The sequence below is a fragment of the Paenibacillus sp. WC2504 genome (genome assembly GCF_052682475.1).
Map to the genome: position 1 here is coordinate 5311590 of NZ_JBQZFH010000001.1, position 17751 is coordinate 5329340.

At 46.4% G+C, this 17751-nt stretch carries 21 protein-coding genes; 7 read left to right on the plus strand and 14 right to left on the minus strand.

Translation table 11 applies throughout. From position 1 onward, the window contains the following. Positions 1-22: 22 nt before the first annotated feature. Positions 23-1243 carry an MFS transporter gene (locus tag ACUN27_RS24155; protein WP_326061761.1) on the minus strand — a complete coding sequence of 407 codons (1221 nt, stop codon included), beginning with the start codon at positions 1241-1243 and terminating at the stop codon, positions 23-25. Positions 1244-1416: 173 nt separating this feature from the next. On the opposite strand from ACUN27_RS24155, the gene ACUN27_RS24160 reads away from it, so the two are divergent. Next, complete coding sequence (locus ACUN27_RS24160; RefSeq protein WP_127449399.1) at positions 1417-1740, plus strand: winged helix-turn-helix transcriptional regulator; 324 nt, start codon at positions 1417-1419, stop codon at positions 1738-1740. 24 nt (positions 1741-1764) lie between these two features. Further along, positions 1765-1923: a hypothetical protein gene (locus ACUN27_RS24165; RefSeq protein WP_315948973.1), complete on the plus strand. Its 159-nt coding sequence runs from the start codon at positions 1765-1767 to the stop codon at positions 1921-1923. A gap of 84 nt (positions 1924-2007) precedes the next feature. Here the strand turns inward: ACUN27_RS24165 and ACUN27_RS24170 are convergent, their stop codons facing one another. Both ACUN27_RS24170 and ACUN27_RS24175 read right to left on the minus strand, forming a co-directional pair. After that, entirely contained in the window at positions 2008-2286 is a 279-nt protein-coding gene (locus ACUN27_RS24170) for a DUF6171 family protein (protein WP_326061762.1), read from the minus strand. Positions 2287-2292: 6 nt separating this feature from the next. Continuing rightward, positions 2293-3786, minus strand: a complete 1494-nt coding sequence (locus ACUN27_RS24175; RefSeq protein WP_326061763.1) for an alpha-N-arabinofuranosidase — start codon at positions 3784-3786, stop codon at positions 2293-2295. A gap of 209 nt (positions 3787-3995) precedes the next feature. On the opposite strand from ACUN27_RS24175, the gene ACUN27_RS24180 reads away from it, so the two are divergent. Beyond that, positions 3996-4154 carry an asparagine synthase gene (locus ACUN27_RS24180; RefSeq protein WP_127449393.1) on the plus strand — a complete coding sequence of 53 codons (159 nt, stop codon included), beginning with the start codon at positions 3996-3998 and terminating at the stop codon, positions 4152-4154. Between the two features lie 85 nt (positions 4155-4239). Here the strand turns inward: ACUN27_RS24180 and ACUN27_RS24185 are convergent, their stop codons facing one another. Next, positions 4240-5019 (minus strand): phytanoyl-CoA dioxygenase family protein, encoded by a 780-nt coding sequence (locus ACUN27_RS24185; RefSeq protein ID WP_326061764.1) that lies wholly within the window; start codon positions 5017-5019, stop codon positions 4240-4242. 117 nt (positions 5020-5136) lie between these two features. Here ACUN27_RS24185 and ACUN27_RS24190 point away from each other — a divergent pair, with 117 nt between their 5' ends. Next, positions 5137-5976, plus strand: coding sequence for a helix-turn-helix domain-containing protein (locus ACUN27_RS24190; RefSeq protein ID WP_445559670.1), 840 nt, complete (start codon positions 5137-5139; stop codon positions 5974-5976). A 44-nt stretch (positions 5977-6020) separates the two neighbouring features. Here the strand turns inward: ACUN27_RS24190 and ACUN27_RS24195 are convergent, their stop codons facing one another. The 5 genes from ACUN27_RS24195 to ACUN27_RS24215 all read right to left on the minus strand — a co-directional run bounded on the left by ACUN27_RS24195 (position 6021) and on the right by ACUN27_RS24215 (position 10343). Then, positions 6021-6926, minus strand: a complete 906-nt coding sequence (locus ACUN27_RS24195) for an S-layer homology domain-containing protein (protein WP_326061766.1) — start codon at positions 6924-6926, stop codon at positions 6021-6023. A gap of 353 nt (positions 6927-7279) precedes the next feature. Beyond that, a complete protein-coding gene (locus tag ACUN27_RS24200; RefSeq protein ID WP_315948964.1) occupies positions 7280-8134 on the minus strand; it encodes an SDR family oxidoreductase in 855 nt (284 codons plus the stop codon). A gap of 2 nt (positions 8135-8136) precedes the next feature. After that, positions 8137-9219 carry a mannonate dehydratase gene (gene uxuA / locus ACUN27_RS24205; protein ID WP_445559671.1) on the minus strand — a complete coding sequence of 361 codons (1083 nt, stop codon included), beginning with the start codon at positions 9217-9219 and terminating at the stop codon, positions 8137-8139. A 25-nt stretch (positions 9220-9244) separates the two neighbouring features. Further along, positions 9245-9901, minus strand: coding sequence for a GntR family transcriptional regulator (locus ACUN27_RS24210; protein ID WP_315950345.1), 657 nt, complete (start codon positions 9899-9901; stop codon positions 9245-9247). A 223-nt stretch (positions 9902-10124) separates the two neighbouring features. Further along, a complete protein-coding gene (locus ACUN27_RS24215) occupies positions 10125-10343 on the minus strand; it encodes a hypothetical protein (protein WP_127449381.1) in 219 nt (72 codons plus the stop codon). Between the two features lie 229 nt (positions 10344-10572). Between ACUN27_RS24215 and rfbF the strand changes: the two genes are divergently transcribed. Together rfbF and ACUN27_RS24225 are read left to right on the plus strand one after the other, a co-directional pair. Further along, positions 10573-11343, plus strand: a complete 771-nt coding sequence (gene rfbF / locus ACUN27_RS24220; protein WP_315948962.1) for a glucose-1-phosphate cytidylyltransferase — start codon at positions 10573-10575, stop codon at positions 11341-11343. 44 nt (positions 11344-11387) lie between these two features. Further along, on the plus strand, positions 11388-12377 hold the full coding sequence (locus ACUN27_RS24225; RefSeq protein WP_445559672.1) for a glycosyltransferase family 2 protein: 990 nt from the start codon (positions 11388-11390) through the stop codon (positions 12375-12377). Positions 12378-12580: 203 nt separating this feature from the next. On the opposite strand, the gene ACUN27_RS24230 is transcribed toward ACUN27_RS24225, so the two are convergent. From ACUN27_RS24230 to rfbG, 5 genes are read right to left on the minus strand one after another with little or no spacing between them, the layout of a single operon-like run. Next, positions 12581-13711, minus strand: coding sequence for a DegT/DnrJ/EryC1/StrS family aminotransferase (locus tag ACUN27_RS24230; protein WP_315948960.1), 1131 nt, complete (start codon positions 13709-13711; stop codon positions 12581-12583). Continuing rightward, positions 13702-14406 (minus strand): GNAT family N-acetyltransferase, encoded by a 705-nt coding sequence (locus tag ACUN27_RS24235; RefSeq protein WP_445559673.1) that lies wholly within the window; start codon positions 14404-14406, stop codon positions 13702-13704. Before ACUN27_RS24235 ends, ACUN27_RS24230 begins: the two co-directional genes overlap by 10 nt. A gap of 7 nt (positions 14407-14413) precedes the next feature. Continuing rightward, on the minus strand, positions 14414-15412 hold the full coding sequence (locus ACUN27_RS24240) for a glycosyltransferase family 2 protein (RefSeq protein WP_326061771.1): 999 nt from the start codon (positions 15410-15412) through the stop codon (positions 14414-14416). A gap of 1 nt (position 15413) precedes the next feature. Further along, entirely contained in the window at positions 15414-15959 is a 546-nt protein-coding gene (gene rfbC, locus ACUN27_RS24245; protein ID WP_315948956.1) for a dTDP-4-dehydrorhamnose 3,5-epimerase, read from the minus strand. Beyond that, positions 15949-17064, minus strand: coding sequence for a CDP-glucose 4,6-dehydratase (gene rfbG, locus ACUN27_RS24250; protein WP_445559674.1), 1116 nt, complete (start codon positions 17062-17064; stop codon positions 15949-15951). Before rfbG ends, rfbC begins: the two co-directional genes overlap by 11 nt. Positions 17065-17265: 201 nt before the next feature. Between rfbG and ACUN27_RS24255 the strand changes: the two genes are divergently transcribed. Next, complete coding sequence (locus ACUN27_RS24255; RefSeq protein WP_445559675.1) at positions 17266-17745, plus strand: hypothetical protein; 480 nt, start codon at positions 17266-17268, stop codon at positions 17743-17745. Positions 17746-17751: the final 6 nt, after the last annotated feature.

The following is a 17751-nucleotide window of genomic DNA, read 5'->3' on the forward strand; positions in this document are numbered from 1 at the left end:
ATTTTATCCTGAATTGTTAGATTTATGCCTGTATTTTTTTTCGCTCCAATTTGGCTGAAACGGCTGTGAGAATAACAGCTACCAAGACCATTAAACCGCCAATCCATGGTGTTTGCTGCAGTCCGATCGTGTCGACAACCACGCCACCAATCAAAGAGCCTATAGCAATCCCGACGTTGAAAGCCGCGATATTCAAAGCGGAAGCAACGTCAACAGCGGATGGTACATATTTTTCAGCAAGTTGAACGATATTTAACTGAAGACCTGGCACGTTCATGAACGCAAGCAGCCCCATCAAGAAGACACCAATCAAACCTGCCACTTTGAATGGCAGCAAGAACGTCAACACGATCAGAATTGCCGCGTGTACAATGAACATCCAGAACAAGGCACGAAGCGGATTGTGATTCGCCCATTTTCCACCGACCGAGTTACCGATCGCTACCGCAACCCCGTAGACAAGCAGCACGATAGAAACGACTCTCGCATTAAGTCCTGTTACATCTTGCAAAATTGGGGTTAAATATGTGAAGGCAACAAATGTTCCTCCATATCCAAGCGCTGTGATGGCATACCCCAGAATCAATCGGGAGTTCGTGACCAAACGGAGCATATCCGAAAACTTAGCAGGAGGCGATTGTTTTAAATTTTTGGGAATTAATGCTGCAATCGAAATGATAGCAATAACACCAAGCAATGCGACGCCCCAGAACGTCGCTCTCCAACCTAACGTTTGGCCGATAAACGTTCCCAGTGGTACCCCGGTAACCGTTGCGACTGTCAGTCCAGTGAACATTAAGGCAATGGCGCTGGCTTTTTTCTGCGGTGGAACTAGCTGGACAGCAATCGTCGCGCCGATCGAGAAAAAGACACCATGCGAAAAGGCAGTTATAAAGCGAGCAATGAGCAGAAGTGAAAATGATGTGGAAAGCGCGGCAGCGATATTTCCTACAATGAAAATGACCATGAGAAGCATGAGTAATGTCTTGCGGTTCATCCGGTTTGTGAGTGCAGTCAGGATTGGCGCGCCAATTGCAACCCCGATGGCGTAACCGGAGATCAGAAGTCCGGCAAGCGTAATCCCGATGTGCAAATCATCGGCGACCGATGCTAGAAGACCAACGGGAACGAATTCTGTCGTCCCAATCCCGAACGCGCTGATGGCCAGCGCAAGGAGCGCCCATTTCCCAGTAAGCAGCTTATCTTTCTGTATAGAAGCAGCTGGTGCGATAGTTTGACTCATAAATATCCTCCTATTTAAATGTATGTGACCTGCAGCAACACTTTACTTTTGTTGTCTGAGTGTTATTATAGGATCACAAGAACTATTTGATAAGTACGCACTTTGAAGTTCTATAGATACTCCAAAGTACTATAGGCACTTAAAAGTTCCTACCCTAAATACGGAGGTAAACTATGCCCTATAATGTTCCCGTTGAAGCTACGCTTGATGTAATCGGCGGCAAATGGAAGGTCGTCATTTTATGCCATTTGGATAAAGGCGACAAACGTACAAGCGAATTAAAAAGATTGATGCCTGATATCACGCAGAAAATGCTCACGCAGCAGCTGCGCGAGCTTGAGCAGGACGGAATGGTGAAAAGAACGAGCTATGAGCAAGTACCACCCAAGGTTGTCTATTCCTTAACACCGTATGGTTGGTCATTCAAGCCGATCCTCGATGCCATGTGCGCCTGGGGAGAGCAGCATATCCTGCAAAACGAGTTAGTAGAAGTATAGAAACAACATTTGGAGGCGATTGATGTGAAAATCATGATTTCAGCCGCGGAAGCCATTGAAAAAGGTGTGTGGAATGAGATTTTACGTCTCTTCGGTCGGGATAAAAATGAAGAGATTTGGCCCAAAGAGGAATTCATTTTGACCGAAGAGCAGGCCGTCCAATTGAAGTTGATTAAGAAATAAAAGAATAGGCCATCTGGGAAGTAGATATCCTACTACTTCCCAGATGGCCTATTTTAATTGAGAGTTTGTACGCGTACGCCACCTCTACGCCTCATATCGCTGCCATCCCGTCCCACCCGGATACGGGCAGCTCTTATCCCGCAGCTTGGCGGCAATTCGCACAATACATCCGCATAACGAGCACGTATGCCCCAGAGTGAGCTTAGGACACTTGCTGCACCGGTTTAACCGCTCACGGTACACCGAATCGGGGACGCAGGTTTCGTCAGACTGAAACATAGGGGCTTGCAGCATCTTGTCAATTTGCGCATCTGTAATCTTGAAATCCTCGCGGCATCCTTTGCACTGGCGATTCTCAAGCATCACCTCTTACTCCGCGGTCAATGCCAAAACAGTGACGGACATCGGAGGAAGCTCCGCATGGATCACCTGATCGATCAGGTTGAACGCAGTGAATTCCGTTGGCGATACTTGATCTGTCTCTTCGAAGGTGTTGTGGCCGTCGATTGTGTCTGAAGTTAATGTTGTACCTTTCACAGATACAAATTTGCCGACCAAGCCGCGCAGCTCGACCTCCACTTTTGCGCTAGTTTGATGATCCAGATTGCAAAGGCTGATGTGTACCCGGCCCTCTTCATCTTTGGAAGCCGAAACGGAGATTTGTGGAATGGCTTGTTTCCCCTCGCCAAGCTCTGTAATGGACTGATGAACATCCAACAGCTGCGCATCCTGGTGAACTTTATACATGTCGAATACATGATAAGTTGGCGTAAGCACCATTTTCTCACCTTCGGTAAGGATCACAGCTTGCAGCACATTCACCAGCTGAGCGATGTTTGCCATCTGTACGCGATCACAATGTTCATTAAAAATGTTCAGCGAAATCCCGGCGACTAGCGCATCACGAATCGTATTCTGCTGATACAGAAAACCTGGATTCGTTCCCGGCTCTACATCGTGCCATGTCCCCCACTCATCAACGAGCAGCCCGATTCGCTTGTCCGGATCATACTGATCCATAATGGCGGAATGCTTGCTAATCAGCTCTTCCATGAACAGGGCTTTCTTCAAAGTGACGCGCCACATCTCTTCAGGGAAGCCGGTTGCCGCCCCTTTCTCCTGCCAGGAATCACCGGGAACCGTGTAATAATGCAGCGTAATTGAATCCATAAAACGGTGAGCCTGCTTCATGAGCGTTTCCATCCAATGATAGTCGTCTGTGTTCGGCCCACAAGCAATTTTATGTATACGGTTGCTGCCATAATTACGGACATAGGTCTGAAATTGGCGGTACAGATCGGCGTAATATTCAGGCCGCATATTCCCTCCGCAGCCCCAATTCTCATTGCCCACGCCGAAATATTTCACTTTCCACGGTTCCGGTCTGCCGTTTGCCTCGCGCAATTCTGCCATAGGCGACACACCTTCGAAGGTCAAATATTCGACCCAATCAGCCATCTCTTGAACGGTTCCGCTTCCTACATTGCCGTTGATATACGGCTCGCATTCCAGCATCTCACAGAGCATCATAAATTCATGTGTCCCAAAATGATTATTTTCCACCACGCCGCCCCAGTGAGTATTAATCATTCGTTTCCGGTTTTCTTTCGGACCGATACCGTCCTTCCAGTGGTATTCGTCTGCGAAGCAGCCGCCTGGCCAGCGTAATACCGGGATTTTCATCTTTTTTAACGCAGCGGCGACATCATTCCGAATCCCTTTCGTGTTAGGAATTTCTGAATCTTCACCCACCCACAAACCTTCGTAAATGCATCGTCCCAAATGCTCGGAAAAATGTCCGTAAATATTGCGATTAATCGTGCCTTTCGCGCGATCGGCATTAACAGTTATCCGGTTGGTCAAAGAAATTCGCTCCTTAAATTAATAATTTTATTAATCAATAAGTAATTTCATGAATTCAATTATTATCATAAGTATATCTTCCTGCTTTTGCAACCGTTTTTTTGAATAGTTAGCTCCAAGGATCACCATCACTTCTAGACGGATAATTTCCTTTCTTTTGTTCTAAAATAAGCTTTGTCTTTCCAAATAAACTGGTGGGAGTGATACACATGCGTGAAGGTTTGATCCCTGCTGTTCTTGGAACTGTCGTAACGGCTTCTGCTGCTTCCTTACTAGGTAGCAAGTATAAGCTTGCAGCAACTGGTGTGCTCGGATTTGGCCTGGCTCATGTCGTTCTGGGGGCTATTGACCTTATCGAACATCGGTAGTGCTTGGGAAGGCTCGCAGATTGTGAAAAAGACCTAGCGGATTACGTTTCATCCGTCAGGTCTTTTTCTGTTGAAATGAATGTACTTATACATTCAATATATAACGCGCAGCAGGGCTTATTCGGTCATAAGTCCTCTTGCGAATATATGCAGCCTGGTCAAGCTGCTGTTTGTGTTCTCTAGCCGTGAAATACGCATGAAGAGCACGCCGCGTCTTGGCTGTTTGGTTCAGCGTGCCGCCATGCCAGAGGTGCGAATTGAAGACGCCGACGGACCCGGCAGGCGCGACAATCAACTCCTCTTGCGGGTGGGGCGCAAGGGAATCGACGCCGTACTCATACGGATAGCCAGGCAATTTATGCGTTCCAGGTACGACGCGGGTAGCTCCATTATCTGGCGTGAAGTCATCGATAAGCCAGATCGAATTGCACACGTGGAACGGCTCGTGCTCTTTGCGTGCGCCCCAATCGGCGTGCAGCGCCTGCAATCCTGCGCCAGGAATGGCATCACGCGCGTTCAGCGAGGAGAGCATGAATTCCCGCTGCAACACATGATAGATGGCAGCCAATAGCTTCGGATGCGTATAGACCCGGTCGAAGCATTCGCCTTTATTCACCAAGTCGGAGAGCCTACGTGTCCCTTCCTCCTGATGAACCTCTTTCCCCGCGTTCATCCCCTCTATGTCCATCAACTCTTCATACTTGGCCCGAAACGATTCAAGCTCCTCTGCGTTCAACATCCCGCTAAACAAGACAAATCCTTTCTCATCGAGACTCTTCTTCTCCTCAGCTGTTAATAGGTCGTCTGTAACACCCAAAGCCAACAAAGCCTCTTCAATCTTGTGAATAGTCGTATTTGAATTCATGCAAGCACCTCCTGAGTCATTGTTCCATTTGATACTTATATGCTAAGTTATTCATAAGGAATAATCGACTCTAAGAGCTGTGGTAAACCTATTCATTCTTGCAAAAAGAGGTGGAAAATGAGCCCTATTTTCTTTAAGCGGCCGGTCTTGGAAGGCGCGATCTCTTTTCATCGCAAAGCCGGAGAAAGCTGTTATTTTCCCCTGCACCGTCATGAAGCCATAATGGAGATACTCTTTATAGCTGAAGGAGCAGCAGACTATTGGATTGACGGGAAACATTATGAAGCACGGGCCGGAGATATGGTCATCTTTCATCCCCTGGTATGGCACGAAGAGCGGTCGCGAATCCAAGCCCCCTTTTCTTTTTATTATGCGGGAGTTCACTCTCTTCAGGTGGAAGGATTGCCGGCGAATTACCTCTTGGAGGAGGATGAACAACCGGTATTCTCTGTAAGCTCAAATGTTGAGCGGATCAAACATCTCTTTCAAGAGCTCTGTGATGAGGTGAACGAAGGCTGGTCGGAGGCGTTAACTTCCTGTGGCTTGCTGCTGGAGCTGCTTCTGTTGGAAGTTCACCGAACGAAACATTATGCTACTGGGAAAACAGCGCGCCTGTCCTCGCAAACCGCTATTACAAAAGCAAGACGATACATCGAAGAGCGGTACCATGAACCCCTCACAATCAAACAAATTGCTGACCACGTTTACCTGAGCCCCTCGCATCTAAGCCACTTGTTTCGAGATGCTTACGGGGAGAGCCCGATTCAATTTGCCATCCGCCAGCGCATCCATGCGGCTCGCCGTTATTTGATCACGACCGAGTTCTCTGTGGAACAAATCGCTCGATTGGTCGGGTATGAGAGCGTCACAGCCTTTCAAAATTTGTTTAAAAAAACGACCGGTCTCGCTCCTGCAACACTCCGGAAAAAATCGCTCCGACCTCTCCATTTACAATAAAAAAAGTGCTTCTCTCATCACCCATGACGAGGAAGCACTTTTTATTATTTTGTAGCTGGCTCAGCTACAGCTTTGTATTTGGAAGAGACATACGTGACCGCTTTCGGTTCCGTAATCATTTGAGCGTTCATGGAGTTCGGCTCTGGATCGACCAGTTTGTAAGAAATAACGGCATTGCCGTCTGCTCCAAATTGGATTCCGGTAATTTCAATCCCATATCCCCCGGTTGGTTTCGTTTCACGAGACAATGTCACCTTGTTAACCTCATCGGAAACTTTCTCAACATTAACGGCAACGGTTTCTGTTGGTGCTGGAACCTGAGTATGCGCGTCCAACACTTTGCTTGCGTTATATACCCATGTCGCTGCTTCGCCGCGTGTAATTTCCGCTTTCGGGCTTAGCTTGCCGTTGTTATCAAGCGCGGCAATTTTATAAGCGAGCATACGCTGCAGAGCACCTTGATACTCCGGTGTAATTTGATCTGCATCCTTAATGTCCGCCGGTTTGATGTTAATCAGCGGGAAATTGCCTTTTTTCTCAAGCGCAGTCATGAGCAGCGCCCCGAATTGCTCACGTGTAATACTTGCATTCGGATTCACATCTTTCGGAAGATCTACACCGTTGTAATGAGCGATGATGAACGCTTCGGCATACCAAGAATCATTCTGAACGTTTGTATAGAAATCAGAAGCAAGTGGCTGCTTGATGAAACGAAGCAAATCCAAGTTCAGATCCAAACCTTTGACAATGATTTGTACGGATTGCGCATAGCTGATTTTTCCTTTTGGAGCAAAATGTTCGTGATCAATACCACTTACAACACCACGATCACGTAGTGCATTAATCGCCTCGGCTTGTCCATTTTCAACATCCGAGAAGGCAAATGCAGTATTAAATGATAATGCTCCCAATATAACAGTCGATAGCGCAGCAGTAGCTAATTTTTTCACAGTAACTATTCTCCTTTTAACAAGTTATTTTTTATCACCCTTTCGAGTTACCTATTAAACGGAGCTGTTTCAAAAAAGGTTGCACGCGCTTAAATAATTTTTTCAAAGTGGGATAATTGCAACGATACGCCTTTGAGGAACTACAGGGCGCTATTCAAACGAAGGAAGCCCGTTTACGTGTTCAAGTGGGGCTACAGGGCATTATTTGACAACCTCATCCTGTTTTCTTTAAGAAAACGGATAAATAGCAGCCCACAGTTCCCGTCCACATGAAATAGGGCCTATTTCAATGAAATAGCGCCCTATAGTTCCCCTGCCAGGGAGCAACCGCCCATACGAGAGCAGCAAATTTCCTATACGCCCGAATACGCCATGAATCCGCCATCCACCGGAATGGTCGCGCCGGTTACGAAGCCGGACATGTTAGGGTCCGTCAACCAAAGCAGCGTGCCGAGCAGATCTTCGGGTTTCCCGAATCGGCGCATCGGCGTATGGGTAATGATTTTGTGCGAACGATCCGTGAGGGTGCCGTCTTCCTTCAACAGCAGTTTCTCGTTCTGCTTCGTCAAGAAAAAGCCCGGTGCAATCGCATTGACACGAATGCCGCTTTCCGCCAAATGCACGGCTAACCACTGTGTGAAGTTATCAATAGCGGCTTTAGCAGCGCTGTAAGCCGGAACTTTCGTCATCGGCGACGGAGCGCTCATGGACGAAATATTGATGACGGTGGCGTCTTGTCTGCCGATCATTTGTTTGGTAAAAATCTGTGTCGGAATCAACGTTCCGACAAAGTTCAAGTCAAGCACATTACGGAATCCTGTCACGCTTAGGTCATAGAAGGTCTGAATATCCGGATTCGCCAAGTCTTCCAGCTTGAACGTTTCGTTCGTCGTATTCGCACTGGCATGATTGCCTCCGGCGCCATTGATCAAGATATCGCACGGTCCGAGCTGCTCCAAAATCGCTTCAGCCGCCTGCGTTACGCTCTCTGCATCCGTTACGTCGCAAGACAAAGCAATCGCTTCACCGCCTGCTGCGGCAATCTCAGCCACGACCTCCTGCCCTTTTTCCACGGTCCGGTTCAGAATGGCGATTCGCCCGCCTTGACGCGCGAGTTCCAAAGCCATCACCCGGCACAGTACGCCGGCTCCACCTGTAATAACAACAACTTTACCTTGCAGTGCTGGAAAATTCGTAATCCCCTTCATGTCTAGTTCCCCATCCTTCCGGATTGTAATTTTCTGCGGTTTGCGTCCCATAATCCCCATAAATACATAATGCCAAGCGCACGATCATACAGGCCGTAACCGGGTCTGCATTGCTCGTCCCAAATATGTCGTCCATGATCCGGACGGCAAAATCCTTCATAGTCATTCTCATGCAGCGCATTCACAATGCCGGCGATATCTACGGTGCCGTCTGTTGTCCGATGTGAGGTTTCAATGAAATCACCATTGTCGTAGACGCGAACATTGCGAATATGCGCAAATGGAATACGATCAGCGAATTCATTCACAATCGCAACGATGTCATTCGCCGGATTCGCTCCAAGCGATCCGCTGCACATCGTCAGGCCATTATATGGACTATCTACTAGTCCCAGGAAGCGGCGAATATTAGCTTGACCCGTAATAATGCGCGGTAGTCCAAAAATAGGCCAAGGCGGGTCATCCGGATGGATCGCCATTCGGATATCATATTTCTCTGCAAAAGGAATGATGGCTTCAAGAAAATATTTGGCATTGTCAAAAAGCTGCTCTTCCGTCACATTGCGGTAGGCATCGAATAATTCAGTCAGACGTCCCAGACGTTCAGGCTCCCACCCCGGCATTGTGAAGTTCGGATTGGCATTTATTCGCTGCACCTGTTCCTCCAAATTCAGATGGGCAACTTTTTCTTTTTCATAAAAGAGTGCTGTGGATCCATCTTCCAATTCCTTATGCAGATCAGTCCTTACCCAGTCAAAAACGGGCATAAAGTTATAACAGATCACTTTGACGCCGACTTCGGCCAGCTTCACGATCGTTTTCTTATAATTGTCTATGTAGAGATCGCGGCTAGGCAGCCCGAGCTTGATATCCTCATGAATGTTAACGCTTTCGACGACCTTCATATGAAGACCGGCCTTATCAGCGGCTTTCTTCACCTGCAGGATTTTATCCATCGGCCACTCTTCACCAGCCGGAACATCGTGGAGCGCCCAAACAATGCCCTCTACACCAGGGATTTGCCTGATTTGCTCAAGTGTTACCGTATCATTGCCTTCTCCAAACCAGCGAAATACCATTTTCATTGCAGATAGCGCCTCCTGCTATTCCTTATTTGAAATACGTTGGGAATTTCTCCTTCAATACGGTTTGATCCGTAACCGTGAGATGAAGATGTGTGTTCATCACATGTTCAGCCTTTCCGGCTTCGTGATGTTCAATCGCATCCACCATCTGTTCGTGCTGTTCATACAGCTCGTCCCATCTGTGATCCGCGGCCAGTCTGAGCATGCGAGTCCGGTTCAGATGAACATTCACTTGCTGGATGATTGCCCAAGTATTCAGCTTTCTGCATCCCTCAAAGATCGTCCGATGGAAAGCTTCATCCAATTCAAACATCATCTTAAAATCCTTCTCGCTCATGGAAACTTGCTGATAAGCGAGATTGGAACGGAGCTGCTGCAAGGAATCAGCTGGAAAGCTTTCACACGCTAAGGAAATAACAGCCCGCTCAAGCTGCTCTCGAATAAAACGCGCTTCCTCTACGCGCTCCAGATCAATAAGGGAAACGACAGTACCGCGCTGTGGATAGATATCAAGCAGCCCTTCTTGCGATAACTGAACGAAGCTCTCACGCACCGGCGTTCGGCTCACACCAAACTGAACGGAGATCTCCTTCTCCGAAATACCTGTTCCCGGCAGCAAATCCAGCATAAGAATTTGCTCTTTCAGAGCATGATAAACGGCATCGCGCGTCGTGCTTATCATTGGTTTGATTTTCAAAGTTGTGATTCACCTCCCACATCCAATTGTTATTACCATACTACCATACAAGTATGGTAGTGGGAAGAGGATCCTTTATGTTCATCATTTTGGAACATACTATCGTCTACGACTTGCGTAGTTGCGTGAGGCGTTTCAGCCTCACGATTCGTCGAGCCAACAAAAAAAGACCGCATCTTTGCCAAAAAGCGCAAAGATACGGTCCATTTTATCGGATTAAATACACGATATAAGCCACCAACGCTAGTAAACCTGCTGCAATCGAAACGACATAGAAGGAAGTGAGACGTGCCCATTTGACCCCGGTTTTCTGAAAATACGTGGTGTCGCCTTCCCTGTTTTTACGTGAAAAACCGATCATAAAGGTTGTTACCAATCCAAATAACAAGATAAGCGAGAATATCGCATAGTAGATGTACATGTTCATTGTGATTACCCCATTTTATATTTATTAGAAGCCCTGATGTCCTCATTATAACGAAAAGTGGTCTGACTTTCATCCTCCACTTTGGCACTTTTTCAACCATCCAATTTGATCTTTCGTTAAATCTACACCCATTTCAATATATCTATTTATAGTTGTCTCTGTCATTTCAACGAGATTTACATATGATATAGCAAGCTAGTTTTTAGAAACATAGAAAGGAGGAATGAGGATGAAAGTCGTAATTCTAGCTGGCGGACTTGGCACCAGATTTCGTGAAGAAACCCATTCCAAACCTAAACCGATGATCCTCATCGGTGATAAGCCCATTCTGTGGCATATTATGAAGATCTACTCATTTTATGGATATAATGAGTTTATTATTTGCCTAGGTTATAAAGGGCATGTCATTAAAGACTTTTTTGTCAACTATCTCTTGCATGCATCTGATATAACGGTTGACCTGCAAAAGAATACCACTCAGTATCTTTCATCGCCAGTAGAACCATGGAAAATTACTCTCGTGCACACAGGCGATGAGACGATGACGGGCGGACGTATTAAGCGAATTCAGAAATATATTGGCGATGAGCCATTTCTCTTAACGTACGGAGATGGATTGACCAATGTGAACATTCCCGAAGTCGTGAAGTTTCATCAGAATCACGGTAAATTTGCCACACTGACAGCGGTTCAGCCTACGGCTAGGTTTGGTTCACTTATTTTTGGAAATGGCACGGAAATTACTAAATTTCAAGAGAAGCCGAAAGGTGAAGGCGGCTGGGTAAACGGCGGATTCTTCGTCTTACAGCCTCAGGTTTTCGATTATATTGATGGTGACCCCACCCATTTTGAGAAGAAACCCTTGGAGCAGTTAGCTGCATCAGGGCAATTGCATGCATATAAACATGCTGACTTCTGGTACGCCATGGACACGCTTCGCGATCAACAGCAATTGCAGAAACTCTGGGATTCAGGACAAGCTCCGTGGAAAATTTGGTAATTCACTGCTGCACCAGCCAAGACCGGTGAAAAAGGAGGAGTACGATGACACCACTTGTCAGTATTTTGTTGCCAACCTTTGATCGTCCACAGTATCTGGAGCAAGCGTTAGTCAGCGCACTAAACCAAACTTATCCCCATATTGAAATTATCATTTGCGATAATAGCCAAAATGATGCAACGGAGCAAGTGGTGAATTCGTACTTGACCTCACCGAACGGCAGCAAAATCAAGTACGTAAGAAACAAAGCAAACATCGGTCCTACAGCCAACCAGCAGAAGTGCTTCCGACTCGCAAAAGGCGAGTATATCAACTACTTAATGGATGACGACTTGCTCCATCCAAGAAAAATCGAGCGTATGCTTCCCTATCTGACTGGCAACCCTAAAATAGGACTCGTCACCTCGCTGAAGCAAATTATTGATCATTCCGGGGAACCGGTCCGAATATCCACAACTCCCCCTTTCAAGCTGTCAACCCTGAAAAAACCTGTCATCAACGGGCAAACCTTGATCCAACGGATGCTGACCGACTCCAAAAACTACATTGGCGAGCCGACAACGGTGCTTTTCAGAAAAGCGGATCTACTTGAGCCTTTTGGTACCTTTGGCGGTAAACAAGCGCATAACAACGTCGATGTTGCCTCCTGGATCGCTTTGCTTGTAAAGAAGGATGCCGTATTTCTTGAAGAACCCTTGAGCTCATTTCGCAAACATCCTACCCAATTAACCAACACACTATTGTCGAAAATGGGATGCCAGTGCGATTGGATCGACGTTACGCTATTGGCAAAAAAGCAGCGAATCTTTGACGACTCATCCACGTTAGTCAAAATCATTAACAGGTTGGGAAAAATAGTACTGAACAATTTTTCAAATTGGAATGAAGCCACACATGGTTTATATTTGGATGAATTATTGGATAGAGTGCATCAACTGGCGGTTGTCAGTGAGAAATCCAAAAAGCTTTTCTCGCTCGCCGAAGATCTGAAGAAACTCACACAACAACTCGAAGCTCAAAGGAAACCAGCTTAGTACCAATTGACGTTTGCGATATTGGGAGATTCGTCCTCCTCTGGAGGAACACGCATGAAGACCTGCTGTGATGCAGGTCTTTTTTGTATGCGCAGACGAATGCCGGCTAATACAAAAAAATAGACCGCTCCTGCACTAGTCTCAGGCATTCGGTCTATTTTCACGCTAATAGCTAGCTTTAGGGTTCACCCTACCACTGCCCCTTAAGGAGTATACGATGCCACGCTCTCAAGGACATACGCGACCTCTTCATCCGTCAAGTCAGGGAACAATGGGAGAGTAACGAGCTCGCGCCAAAGCGAATCCGCCATCGGTGTTTCCGCCTTATAAGGAACAAAAAGCGGATGCATAGTCAGCGGCATGTAATGCACACCGGTCGACACCCCTTTTTTCTTCATATGCAAAATAAATTGTTCTCTCTCCTTCACACGAACAACAAATGCCCAATACGAGGAGTCGTTCAAATTATAGGGGATTGCCGGCTGGACAAGGTTGCTGCCCGCAAGTCCGTCGACGTACTGACGAATGATCTCTTCTCTTCGGCGGTTCATCGTATCGAGCTTAGCCAATTGAACAAGGCCAATAGAGGCCATGAGATCGTTCATATTATATTTGTAGCCAATATCGGATATTTCATAATACCAGCTGTTGGCATCCGCATGATACGAGGCATTTTCCTCGTAACGTTCCCATGTATCTTTGTTGATTCCTACCCAACGTGAATGGCGCAAAGGCCGCAGCAGCTCTGGATCGTTCGACGAAATCATCCCGCCATCACCGGTTGTCATACACTTTTTCTCCTCAAAACTGAAGCATCCGATATCACCCCAAGTTCCCAGGGCTTTACCCAAATATTTCCCTCCGGCCGAGTGCGCCGTATCCTCAATAACCTTCAAGCCGCGCGCCCTAGCCCACGGCATCAACTGGTCCATGGGGACAGGATGACCCATAAAATGAACGGGAATGACCGCAACGCAATCCGAATCATATTTGCGCTCCAAATCTTCCATACTTATGCCAAAGGTCGTTTCATCCACATCCACAAACACCGGAACCAGCCCATTGTACAGGACGGCCATTGCCGTTGCCGCAAAAGTGACGACTGGAACCAGCACCTTTTTACCTTGGGGGAATTTGAAGGCAGATAGAGCGAGGTGCAGCGCCGCCGTGCAGGAATTGACGCCTACCGACTCCGCGCTGCCGATATAGTCGCTCCATTTTTTCTCAAACTCGCCTACCCGAGGACCAAGCCCAAGCCATGCTTTATTGAATACTTGCTGAATGCTTTCCAATTCGTCATTGCCAACAGATGGCTTGAACAGCCTTATATCCACGATTTTCCCTCCCCGCTTTCAAGCTCAATCATTTTACCGAATCTGCTCATAAAAGCTTCCCGGGTAACGACCATCGTGACCATTTCCCGTTCAGGCTCACCTGTGAGTTGACCTTCAGCAGGGACCCATCGGATTACATCACCCTCTACTTCTTTGCGCAGTGGTGTCCGCTTCACTTCTACAGCTCCTAAATTCTCATAAATATGAATCGCGCGGGCATTATCTGAAAGTACATTCAGATATCCTTTCTGCAAACCTAGTTCGCGCAAACTCCACGCACCTAAAGTAAGTAGCGCATGCATAACAATGTTGCCATAACGTCCTTTACGTCCTCTTAGCAAATTATCATACTCACAAGTATGGGCCACTTCATCATAATGCATTAACCCGATCTGGCCGATTGGCGTTTGCGCTTCATCCTCCAGAATAAATAAAATCCGGTCATCCACTTTCAGGATCTGATGTTGCGCCCATGCCCTTGTGCCTTCCTCATTCGCAGGGAATTGTGTGGCAAACCACTGGCCGGCGGCAACCCTCCATTCCATTAACGCTTTAATGACGTCTTCATTTTCAATGGATTCTATCGTTAGCGGCCTAAGCTGTCCAAGTACCTTGCCGTCGACAATGATGGGCAAACAATACGATGAAATTTGCTCGCTTCCCGCTTGTTTATACTCCCGTAGAATCGATTTCACCGATGAATCACCCTTTCTTTTTCACATTCGTTTGTTTGATCAATTTATTGATTGTTTTTTGAAAATCTTTAGAATTGAATGATTGAATCGACTTTTGGTTCGACTTTTGGTTCGTTTTCTTGTCCCCACCTTGAAGCAGTTTCTGATTGATTTGTTTAAGTGTCTGTTGGTTCGTATTCTGATTGTTAGACTGTTTCTTCTTCCCTTGCTGCTTCTCAAAATCTTTGATCTGTTGCGGTGTCGCATAACCTTGGTTGACGGCGAAATATTTAAAAGTCTCAATATCCATTTTGGCAACTTCTTTCGCCATCTCATGCTGCGACAACTGCTGCGAGTGATAACGCAAATAGCTAAGCGGCTGGACCATGTATACGCCTTTCCCTCTGGTTAACAGATTCAGCCAGCTCGCCAAATCCACGGCAAAATAGACCTGTTTCCCCATTAGCATACCAAAGGGCTCGAGCAGGTCTTTTCTTCGAAACAGAACCGTCGTTGGCTCGCCTAAATAGTTCGTTTTATCTTCGAGCAGCTTTTTGGTCAGTACACGCCCATCGACAATCGTGTCCCGGGGGTACAGCTGTTTGAATGTTCCAAAAGGCGGTACATACATTTGTTTCCCTGTCGACGTAATGACTCTTCGTTGGGAAGTGACCAAAGAGACATCTGGATATTGGATAAAATAAGCCATCATTTTTTCTATCTTTTGCAGGTGAAACAAGTCATCGTCCATGAGATAGTTAATAAACTCGCCAGTTGCCAAATTTAAACATTGCTGCTGATTCGCAATCGGACCCAAGTTTTGAGGGTTTTTAAAATATTTGATCTTAGCACCGCCAGGCATCGCTTGATATTTCTGGACGATCAGCTGTGTCTGATTGTTGTCGCTGTTATCGCTAACGATTATTTCAATATTGTCATACGTTTGGTTAAAAGCACTCTGCAGCGCTAATTCGAAATAATGAGGCCTGTTGTAGGTTGGAATTAGAATGCTAACAAGTGGATTCATCTCAATCTCTCCTTTTCAAAGTATCTAATGTTGGAAGCACCTGATCTTTCGCCGACATAATCGGCTGATCGACAGGCCAAGGAATTTGAAGCGAAGCATCTTTCCACAAAATCCCACCTTCATGCGCCGGTGAATAGACATTGTCTACCTTATAAACAACCTCGCAATTGTCCGATAAGGTACAAAAACCATGCGCAAAACCGGGAGAAATATAAACCATTGCAAAATTTTCCTCCGTTAATACTCTGCTTTCATAGCAGCCAAAGGTGGGGGAGTCTTGCCGTACATCAACAAACACATCCAGGATGGATCCTTTGCTAACCCATATAAGTTTCGTTTCTGCATGAGGCTCGTGTTGAAAATGCAGTCCCCGAATCGTGCCTTTTTGTTTGGAAAAAGAGCGGTTTTCTTGCACCCAATTGCGGTGAAGACCATGCGCCATCATGATATTTACATCATAGAGTCTGGTAAAATAACCCCGGTGATCCGTATTGGGAGCTAACGTAATGTCATAAATGCCCTGGAGATTGCCGGGTTTAATGATCATGCGATTCACTTCCCTCTACATATTCCTGTATTTGTTTGCGGCAAATCTCCCTGCAATCTCCCGACTGGTCATAGGCTTTGACCCATTCAATCGATTTAGTAATCGCCATATCGAGATTCCAACGAGGTGACCACCCTAGCAAATGGCGTGATTTCGTGCAATCTAATCGCAAAACAGGCGCTTCATGCGGATGCTCCGCCGAATCAATTAGATAGGCCGCTTGATTTCCCCATTTCTGGCATAAGCTGCTTACGACTTGCTCCACTGAGACTGTATCTTCCTCATTAGGACCAAAATTCCACGCCTCGGCATACTGCTTGTCATCATAGATGTGTTGGGCCAGAAGCAGGTAACCGTGAAGCGGCTCAAGGACATGCTGCCAAGGACGAACGGCTTGCGGATATCGAAGCTTAACCGGCTCATCTTGAAGAATAGCCCTGAAGCAATCGGGAATCAGCCGATCTTCGGCCCAATCTCCGCCGCCAATCACGTTGCCGGCTCTCACCGACGCAAGCGCAACCGGCATGCTCCATGCTCGTTCTTCCTTTTCATAAATTTGTCGATAGCTGGTTACGATCAATTCCGTTAAAGCTTTGCTGTTCGAATAAGGATCGCCGCCGCCTAAACGGTCTGTTTCACGGTATCCTCTCTCCTCATCCAATTGCGAATACACCTTATCCGTTGAAACATGGATGACCGCCTTGATTGGCACATTGTTTCTCTTAGCTTGACGCACAGCTTCTAGTAAATGAATGGTTCCCATCGTATTAATCTCATAGGTTTCTATGGGATTTAAATAGGAAGCTCGAACAAGCGGTTGAGCCGCCAAGTGAAAAACGATATCCGGAGCTGCTTCTACAATGGCTTCAGATAACGCCGTCATGTCTCGAATATCAGCGATGTAAGACGAGACCATGTCCTTCATTCGGCAAAGCTCAAACAAACTCGGCTCCGTCGGCGGCTGTAAGGAATATCCGCTCACGTTAGCTCCCATGCCTTGCAACCATAAGCTGAGCCAAGTTCCTTTGAACCCTGTATGACCTGTGACAAATACGTTCTTGCCCTTCCAGAAGTCGGCGTTAATCCGAATCCGGTGATCTGGCATGTTTGTCCCTCCTCCCATTCGATCATCTTGATAGAGAAACAGACTCTATCGAATGTTTTTCATATCAAAATATCGTATGATCGCTAGAGCAAACCCGAAAGCGGCAAAAATCTAATCTATGAAAATAAAAATATTAAGCTATCATCCAATCACATCTGCGAAAACTTACATAACATAGATACTAGAGAGGAGGGATAGCAAATGAGTCAACTTTTACAGAAAATTGAAGAAATGCTTAAACAACTTCCAGGTGGAGTGACAGAAGGTCCTGTTGGCGCCGTTTTACAAAAACTTGGTGAACTCCAAGCCGCTATGGACGCAAACATGGATAGCCCGACAAGCTCCCAATGGCTGAACCAGCTTCAAGCCGAAATTGGCAAATTGAACTTAGGTGAAAACACAATGACAGACATCCAAAACGTTCTTAATCAAATCACGAATCTTTCCGGTACAAACGTTCTTCCTGGAACAGTCATTCCTGCAGTTCTTGATGCCGTACGTCAATTCGTAGCACAACTTAATGTAACAAATCCGACTCCTGAAACGATCTCCGCATACTTGGCAGCACTTCGTGGACTTGTGTCTCAAATTGAAGGAATTTTAACTGGTCAAATGAGCGCATTGAACCTGAACCAAGACACAATCGCTAGCCTAATGAAACAATTTAAACTTACGAAGTAATTAAAA